This is a genomic window from Novosphingobium sp. (assembly GCF_019748365.1).
Lineage (GTDB): Bacteria > Pseudomonadota > Alphaproteobacteria > Sphingomonadales > Sphingomonadaceae > Novosphingobium.
Window position 1 is genome coordinate 1 of sequence record NZ_JAIEPN010000140.1, and the last position, 7,485, is coordinate 7,485.

10 protein-coding genes and 1 pseudogene are annotated in these 7,485 nt (G+C 62.8%); 5 read left to right on the forward strand and 6 right to left on the reverse strand.

Annotated elements, in window-relative coordinates; all coding sequences use genetic code 11:
* On the forward strand, nt 1-555 hold a 555-nt coding region (locus K5Q19_RS15645; RefSeq protein ID WP_292947081.1), incomplete at its 5' end, for a hypothetical protein.
* Nucleotide 556: 1 nt separating this feature from the next.
* Here K5Q19_RS15645 and cydX read toward each other — a convergent pair.
* The 5 genes from cydX to K5Q19_RS15670 all read right to left on the reverse strand — a co-directional run bounded on the left by cydX (nt 557) and on the right by K5Q19_RS15670 (nt 4,763).
* Nucleotides 557-667 (reverse strand): cytochrome bd-I oxidase subunit CydX, encoded by a 111-nt coding sequence (gene cydX, locus K5Q19_RS15650; protein ID WP_292947084.1) that lies wholly within the window; start codon nt 665-667, stop codon nt 557-559.
* 34 nt (nt 668-701) lie between these two features.
* On the reverse strand, nt 702-1,850 hold the full coding sequence (gene cydB, locus K5Q19_RS15655) for a cytochrome d ubiquinol oxidase subunit II (protein ID WP_292947087.1): 1,149 nt from the start codon (nt 1,848-1,850) through the stop codon (nt 702-704).
* Between the two features lie 12 nt (nt 1,851-1,862).
* Nucleotides 1,863-3,467, reverse strand: coding sequence for a cytochrome ubiquinol oxidase subunit I (locus K5Q19_RS15660; protein WP_292947101.1), 1,605 nt, complete (start codon nt 3,465-3,467; stop codon nt 1,863-1,865).
* A gap of 258 nt (nt 3,468-3,725) precedes the next feature.
* Nucleotides 3,726-4,100 carry a metalloregulator ArsR/SmtB family transcription factor gene (locus K5Q19_RS15665; protein WP_292947090.1) on the reverse strand — a complete coding sequence of 125 codons (375 nt, stop codon included), beginning with the start codon at nt 4,098-4,100 and terminating at the stop codon, nt 3,726-3,728.
* A 3-nt stretch (nt 4,101-4,103) separates the two neighbouring features.
* Entirely contained in the window at nt 4,104-4,763 is a 660-nt protein-coding gene (locus tag K5Q19_RS15670; RefSeq protein WP_292947104.1) for a peroxiredoxin, read from the reverse strand.
* 618 nt (nt 4,764-5,381) lie between these two features.
* On the opposite strand from K5Q19_RS15670, the pseudogene K5Q19_RS21960 reads away from it, so the two are divergent.
* From K5Q19_RS21960 to K5Q19_RS15685, 3 genes and pseudogenes are all read left to right on the forward strand, one after another.
* Nucleotides 5,382-5,546: pseudogene (locus tag K5Q19_RS21960) on the forward strand (NAD(P)-binding protein); the annotation flags it as partial.
* A 244-nt stretch (nt 5,547-5,790) separates the two neighbouring features.
* Nucleotides 5,791-6,225, forward strand: coding sequence for a hypothetical protein (locus K5Q19_RS15680; protein WP_292947107.1), 435 nt, complete (start codon nt 5,791-5,793; stop codon nt 6,223-6,225).
* 37 nt (nt 6,226-6,262) lie between these two features.
* Nucleotides 6,263-6,883: a TetR family transcriptional regulator C-terminal domain-containing protein gene (locus K5Q19_RS15685; protein WP_292947092.1), complete on the forward strand. Its 621-nt coding sequence runs from the start codon at nt 6,263-6,265 to the stop codon at nt 6,881-6,883.
* Nucleotides 6,884-6,916: 33 nt separating this feature from the next.
* Here K5Q19_RS15685 and K5Q19_RS15690 read toward each other — a convergent pair whose 3' ends face one another.
* Nucleotides 6,917-7,204 carry an SCP2 sterol-binding domain-containing protein gene (locus tag K5Q19_RS15690; RefSeq protein WP_292947094.1) on the reverse strand — a complete coding sequence of 96 codons (288 nt, stop codon included), beginning with the start codon at nt 7,202-7,204 and terminating at the stop codon, nt 6,917-6,919.
* A 12-nt stretch (nt 7,205-7,216) separates the two neighbouring features.
* Here K5Q19_RS15690 and K5Q19_RS15695 point away from each other — a divergent pair.
* On the forward strand, nt 7,217-7,485 hold a 269-nt coding region (locus K5Q19_RS15695; protein WP_292947098.1), incomplete at its 3' end, for a DUF3987 domain-containing protein.

Here is a 7,485-nt window from a genome sequence, read left to right on the forward strand (position 1 = left end):
ACCAGGCGGATCATGGCCGGCGGCCCCCGCAACGCGGCCCTTGCGGACGAGAGCACGGCTGCCTTCCGCACCACGATCGACTTGGCCGAGCCGACGCTCCTCGAAGTGGAGGCCTATGGCCCGGCGGCGCAGTTGCAATCCGCGATTGCCGTCCGGTCGCAGCGCTGGGTGCTGCCCAGCCACGGCGTCGCGGCGGGCGATGGCTGGGTGCTGGAGCTTGCCGGGCTGGCCGTCGATGTGACTGATCCGGCTGCGCATGTTCGTCTGGCGGCAGGCGAACGCGCGGTGACGATCCGCGCCAATGTTGCGTTGCTGTGCGGCTGTCCGATCGAACCCGGCGGGCTGTGGGATGCGGCGCGCTTCGCTGTAACCGCGCAGGTTTCCCGCGATGGCGGTGCGGTGGTGAGACAGCCGCTCGCCTATGCCGGCAGCACCGGCCTGTTTGCCGCCAGCATCGAAGCCGCAAAGCCCGGCACCTATGCCGTGACAGTGACGGCTGTGGACCGCGCGACCGATGCTGTTGGCATCGATCGCACGACCTTCATCGTTCCCTGAGTCAGACGAGCAGGTCCTCGTCCACGTCCGAGTGAAACTCGTGCCACATCCCGTTGAGGATGCCGAAGCCGACGGCCACGCCAAGGCCGAGTATCCAAGTGAAGTACCACATAGCCGGAGGCTCCCTGTTCAATAGAAATCTGGGTTCAGTAGAAATCGGGGTTGGTGCGCACCTCGTGCAGGGTCACGCGGCCGAACATGACCTTGTAGGCCCAAGCCGTGTAGGCGAGCACGATTGGCAGGAAAACGCAGGTCACCAGCAGCATGATAAACAGCGTCATGTGGCTGGAGGAGGCGTTCCAGACCGTGAGGCTGGAGGCCGGGTCAATCGAGCTGGGCAGGATGAAGGGAAACATCGAAAGCCCGACAGTGCCGATGATCCCTGCCGCCGCGGCGGACGATCCACCGAACGCCAGCACCTCGCGCCGCGCGCGCATGCCCGCGAGCGCAACGAGCGGCCCGGTAAAACCGAGCAGCGGCGCGGTGAGCATCCACGGGTGCGTAGCGAAATTGGCGAGCCATGCTCCCGGCGCAGCCACCATCGTCATCAGATGGGGATTGGACGGGCCAGCCGGATCAGGCACGCCTTCCACGCGAAAGCCATAACCCATTGTCGCCATCATCACGCCGCCAAGGGCGAACAGCGCAATTGCGACCAGAGCGGCGACCTGTCCGAACCGCTGCGCTCGGTCATGCACTGTGCCATGCTCGACCTTGAGCGCCAGCCAGGCTGCGCCATGCAGCACCAGCATCGCGACCGAGAGCAGCCCTGCCAGCAGCGAGAACGGGTGGAATAGGCCAAGCAGCGTGCCTTCGTAGAACGCGCGCAGATCGCTATCGAGCCGGAAGGGCACGCCGGTCAGCACGTTGCCGACCGCCACGCCGAAGACCAGAGCAGGCACGAGACCGCCCACGAACAGCGCCCAGTCCCACCGCGCGCGCCACTTGGGTTCCGGCCGCTTGGATCGGTACTTGAAGCCCACCGGGCGCAGGATCAGCGCTGCCAGCACGAGAAACATCGCAAGGTAGAAGCCCGAGAAGCTCACGGCATAGACGAACGGCCAGGCCGCAAAGATCGCGCCGCCGCCGAGGATGAACCAAACCTGGTTGCCTTCCCACGTCGCGCCGACGGCGTTGATCACCATGCGGCGCTCCTCGTCGCTCTTCGCGACAAACGGCAGCAGCGCGGCCACGCCAAGATCGAAGCCGTCGGTCAGGGCAAAGCCGATGAGGAGTACGCCCATCAGCAGCCACCAGATCACGCGCAGGGTTTCATAGTCGATCGGGGGAACCATGGCGGGATCTCCTTATTCAGCCGGAACGGCGGCATAGGGCGGGTGGGCGGACTGGCCGTGGGCTGCGCCTGCAGGGCCTGCCAGTGCATGATCTTCGATCGGGCCATGCGCGATGGCGGCAAGCATGAGGCGCACCTCGATCACCGCCAGCGTGCCGTAAAGCGCGGTAAAGCCGATGATCGTGGTCCAGATCTGCGGCACGGTGAGGCTCGATGCGCCGAGGAAGGTCGGCAGCACGCCGTCGATCGCCCAGGGCTGGCGGCCGATCTCGGCCAGCACCCAGCCGGCTTCGATCGCCAGCCACGGCAGCGGGATGATCCACACCGCAGCCCGCATGAACAGGCGGCAGAAGCCGTTGGCGCAGCCAAAGCGGCGGATCGTCGCCATCCAGAATGCAGCCGCGAAAAAGGCGATGAAGAAGAAGCCGAGTCCGGCCATGGCGCGGAACAGCCAGAACATCACTGGCACGTTGGGCACCGTCGTCCACGCTGCCTTCTCGATATCGGCAGGCGTCGCCCCACGCGGATCGGGCATGAAGCGCTTGAGCAGCATCGCGTAGCCCAGATCGAGCTTGTGCTCCTCGAACACCGCCCGCGCGGTCATGTCGCCGCGGTTGACCTTGAGCTTCTCGACTGCGTCATAGGCCTTGATCCCGCTTTCGATGCGGGTTTCAGCCTTGACCACGAGCTCGTCGATGCCGGCGACCTTCCCGGTGAGGCTGCGGGTCGAAATCAGACCCAGCACGTAGGGCACCTTGACTTCGTAGAGCGTCTTGCGGCCTTCCATGCTGGGTATGCCGAACAGTGCGATCCCGGCAGGCGCAGGCTCGGTATGCCACATGGCTTCAAGCGAGGCGAGCTTCATTCTCTGGTTATCTGTAAGCGTATAGCCGGACTCGTCACCCAGCACGACGACCGACAGCGCCGAGGCGAGACCGAAGGCAGCGGCGACAGTGAAGGAACGCTTCGCCACGGCGACCCACTTGCCGCGCAGGATATAGTACGACGATACGCCAAGCACGAAGACCGAGGCACAGACATAGCCCGCGCTGACGGTGTGAACGAACTTGGCCTGCGCCACAGGATTGAAGATAACTGCTCCGAAATCAGTGACTTCCATGCGCATCGTATCGGGATTGAAGTGCGATCCGGTCGGGTGCTGCATCCAGCCGTTGGCGATCAGAATCCATAGCGCGGACAGATTGGACCCCAGTGCGACCATGAAGGTGGTGAACAGGTGCTGGCGCTTGCTGAGCCGGTCCCAGCCGAAAAACATCATTCCTACGAAGGTTGCCTCGAGGAAGAACGCCATCAGCCCTTCGATCGCCAGCGGAGCGCCGAAGATGTCGCCGACATAGTGCGAGAAATAGGACCAGTTGGTGCCGAATTCGAACTCCATGGTGATGCCGGTGGCGACACCCAGCACGAAGTTGATCGCGAAAAGCTTGGCCCAGAACCGCGTCACCACCCGCCAGATCGGCCGGTCCGTCATCACATAGATGCTCTCCATGATGACGAGCATGAACGAGAGGCCAAGCGTGAGCGGCACGAAGAGGAAGTGATAGAGCGCGGTCAGCGCAAACTGGACCCGCGAAAGCTCAATGACGGCCATATCCACCATGGGTGGGCACTCCTGCTGATCGATCCGGCGAAGCGACTCATGCCGTCGCCCGACTACAATTATCAATTATATGAAAGTTTGTATTCAATCAAGGGGCGGAGAAGCGTCGAGCATCTAAAAGTCTCGCACGGCTCGATAAAGTGTCGCCAGCTCCGTGTCTGTGCACGCAGGGGCCGCCGCCCGAAGGCATGAATGCAAGACTGCAGGGAGGGATTTTCCCTCCCGCACCAGCATCCAGCGGCGGGATCGAATGGCCTAGAGCAGCTTGGCGAACATCGCCGCCGAGCCGCGCGGCGGGGGCGGAGGTGTGATGGCTGTTGCAGCAATCCTGGGCGCCGCACCGGGCGCCAGCGCATTGAGGAACGCGGCGGCCTGCATGAACGCTTCGGGCGCAACGCTGTAGTAGACTTGCTTGGCCGCGCGACGCGCCTGCACAAGTTCGGCCTTGCGCAAGATCGCAAGCTGTTGCGAAAGGCCGGGTTGCCCGATCCCGGTGAGCGCCTCGATCTCGCTGACCGACTTCTCGCCCTGCTCCAGCAGAGTGGAGATCAGCCGCAGCCGCGTGTCGTGGCCCAGCGTGCGCATTACTTCGGCGAGCGCTTCGAGATCATGAGCATCGGTGCCAGCCATGCCTTATCCTTTCGGCGCATGCGGCTTGAAGCGGCAGAACCACGTCGGATCGTCGGCTGCTTCCAGCAGGATGGCTTGATCCTGTTCTGGCGGAAGCAACGCCGCCTCGCCGGGCTGCCACCCCTCCGGCGTCACCACATCATCGGCATCAACTGCCTGCAAAGCCGCCAGAACGCGAAGCATCTCGTCCACCGATCGCCCGACTGTCGCCGGATAGCAGGTCATCGCGCGAATGTAGCCGGCCGGATCGATGAAGTAGGTCGACCGCATTGCCGCGGCATCCGGCGCATGCTCCGCCACCATCCCATAGGCGCGGCCAATGATGACCGACGTATCTTCGACGATCGGGAAGTTGATCGTGACGCCAAACCCGTCGCGGATCGCGCGAACCCAGGCGAGGTGCGCATACAAACTGTCAACCGAGACAGCGAGCAGCGAGCACTGCAGCGCCTCGAACTGGTCACTGGCTCTGGCGAGCGCGATGAACTCGCTCGTGCAGACCGGGGTAAAATCGGCCGGATGGGAGAACAGCACAAGCCACCTTCCGCGAAAGTCGGCGAGCGCAATGGGCCCCATCGTCGTGCGCGCCTCAAAATTGGGCGCAGGATCACCGATATGGAGCACGCGCGATGCAGTCTCGGATTGGCAGGGAGCAACAACCATAGCACGCAAGTCCGAACACAATGGGCCAGCAAGCCTGCTACACGATTACATTACACGTGTAAAATTGAAAGTAATGACTCCAGGGATCGAGCTGAGCGCCCCTGCGGGCTCGCTGATCGTTACGAGTCGTGTGTCAGCTATTGGTTCGATATCCGCCGTGGAATCCATTTCGGCAATGCGGCAGGAATGTCCCACGATCAGTCGGCGGAACTCGACCAGACACGGTCGCTCCAAGCCGCCGCTTTGCGTGTCGGCTGCTGAAAGAAGCTGCCGTTGGGACGCACCGAAGCAGACGGTTACCGGGGCTGGCCTTCGCGCGGAACTGCAAGGCAACCGCTCCTCCGTCCTCGGAGCAACGCAGAAAGCGCTTGCCTATCCCCCGTAAAAATGACAACAGGTGTTATCAAAATGCGGAAATCTTGTTGTGATGTACCCAATAGCTCGCCTGGCATCAGGCTCGATTGCAGAAGCGCTGTGCCCAACCAAAGCAACTGCCTGTCAGCCCCAGGATGTTGGACCAGCCGTATCAAAGGCTACCGTGGCAGCCTTTGACGAACCGAAGGATTGCTCATCGTTTGGTGAGCAACGCGCCAGCCTGCAATCTGAGCTGCCAGCCTGATGTCCGAACCTAGCGAACACCATGATGTAATCATCGTTGGGGCGGGATTGTCCGGCGTCGGCGCGGCGGCTCACTTGCGTGCGCGCTGCCCCAATCGCAGCTTCATCATCCTGGAGGCGCGCGGGGCGATCGGCGGGACCTGGGACCTGTTCCGCTATCCGGGAATCCGGTCTGATTCGGACATGTATACGCTGGGCTATGAGTTCAAACCCTGGCGCGGCGAGGCTGCCATTGCCGACGGTCAGTCCATTCTCGACCACATCCGATCCGCCGCCGACGAAGCCGGGGTGACGCAAGCGATCCGTTTCGAACACAAGGTCACGAGCGCCAACTGGAGTTCGCTCGACGCGCGGTGGACCGTGACCGTGGCAACGCCTCGGCGTTTCGGTCGGCCTGACGGTTCAACAGGTGGGGTTTGCCCTCGCTGTCACCGCGCTGCCGGGTATTCTCGGCGGCATTGCTGCCTTTGTCGTGACCCGGCCTGGCCGCGAACTCACCCTGACCTTTGTCGGGGTGTCATGCTTCGGTGCCTCCTCGGTGCTCGTCGCCCTCGCGCAGACGCCATTGGCCTTCGTGCTGGGGCTAATCGTGCTCACGTTCTTTTTCGTGTTCACCCAGCCGTTCATCACGGCTCTGGCGATCGCCGCCGATCGCAGTGGCAGGCTCGCCGCGGCGATGCTGGGCTGGACAGCGCTCGGATCAGCCGCAGCACCAGCGCGCGCCGGACAGGTCATTGCTGCGCAGGGCCTCGCCAGTGTCGCCTGGATACCGGCGGTCACAACCGCGATTGCCCTGACCTGCCTCGCATGGCTCCGGCGATCGGGCCGCATGCGTAGCGGCTGATGCTTGACGAAATGCTGTGGTTGGCGGATGAGAAATCATGACATCAGTTGCGCAGAAACCAAGAGCCAATATCCAGAGGAAGCAGGTCGCGCGTCGCCGCGATGTGGCGCAGGCGGCGTTCGCAGTCATCGCACGCGAGGGGCTGGAAGGCATGTCGATGCGCGCCATCGCGGCCGAAATGGAGTGCTCGACCGGCGTATTGACCCACCATTTCCGCGACAAGGCGGCTCTGATCAAATTCGTGCTGGACGTGATGCTCGAAGAGCTTTCCGAACAGCTCGAAAGCGCCGAGGGCAAGGACGCGCTGAGCTTCCTCGAGAAATTCATTCTGGTGCTTTTGCCCAACGATCCCGAGGCGGAAGTGCGGTGGCGCGTTTTCCTCGCGTTCACGGCCGCTTCGGTCAATGAAGCGAGCCTGCGGCAGGATCAGGAGCGGCGCGAATCCGTGCTCCACGATTGGCTGGTCCGGATGATCGAAGGTTTGAAGCAGGCGGGACGTCTGCCGAGTGATCTCGATGCCGATCTCGAAGCGCATTTCCTGTTGTGCTTCATCGACGGGCTGGGGATGCACACTCTGGTTGCACCCAAATTGTTCAACCGGAAGCGGCAAAAACAGCTTGTCGAGCGCTACTTCCGCACGATCGATGGCCGGCCCTGAATCAAGAACCGGCCATCCGCCGCAAGTTCCGTTCTACTTGATGAGGGAATCAAGCTTCAAGGCCAGCGCCATGTCGCCCGCGACCTTGAGCTTGCCGGTCATGAACGCGGTCGTCGCGTTGAGCTCGCCAGCGGCCATCCGCGCGTAGTCCACCAGCGACACGGTCAGGGTGCAGTCGGCCGGCTCGTCGGTATTGGATACAACGTTCGGCACCACGCTTGCATCGATCATCACGACACCGCTGTCCCCAAAGTTGAACTTGATGCGCTTTCCCAGACCGGGACGGGCTGAAGCGAGAACACCAATGGCCTGTTGGTTCATCGCGACGAGCTGATGTCGCTGCTGCGGGCACTGGATCGGGATGACAATTCCGAAGCACGCGGCTTCTACCTCACTGGCTGGAACGGGTCCGAATCCTATGTGTTCGACCGGATCGGTCGCGGGACCAACCTGTTCGTACCATCGGTCACGCTCAGCCTGCTTGGCTCGACCCAGCCGTCGCTCCTGCAGAACTACGTTCGCGGTGTGATTGATGGCACGTCGATGGACGATGGCCTGCTGCAGCGCTTCAGCATGACGGTCTGGCCTGACATGTCGTCGCA

Bases quoted from the DNA above. Each gene is read 5' to 3' on its own strand.
- cydX (WP_292947084.1), bottom strand. From the start codon at position 667: ATGTGGTACTTCACTTGGATACTCGGCCTTGGCGTGGCCGTCGGCTTC.
- cydB (WP_292947087.1), bottom strand. From the start codon at position 1,850: ATGGTTCCCCCGATCGACTATGAAACCCTGCGCGTGATCTGGTGGCTG.
- K5Q19_RS15665 (WP_292947090.1), bottom strand. From the start codon at position 4,100: ATGGCTGGCACCGATGCTCATGATCTCGAAGCGCTCGCCGAAGTAATG.
- K5Q19_RS15670 (WP_292947104.1), bottom strand. From the start codon at position 4,763: ATGGTTGTTGCTCCCTGCCAATCCGAGACTGCATCGCGCGTGCTCCAT.
- K5Q19_RS15685 (WP_292947092.1), top strand. From the start codon at position 6,263: ATGACATCAGTTGCGCAGAAACCAAGAGCCAATATCCAGAGGAAGCAG.
- K5Q19_RS15690 (WP_292947094.1), bottom strand. From the start codon at position 7,204: ATGAACCAACAGGCCATTGGTGTTCTCGCTTCAGCCCGTCCCGGTCTG.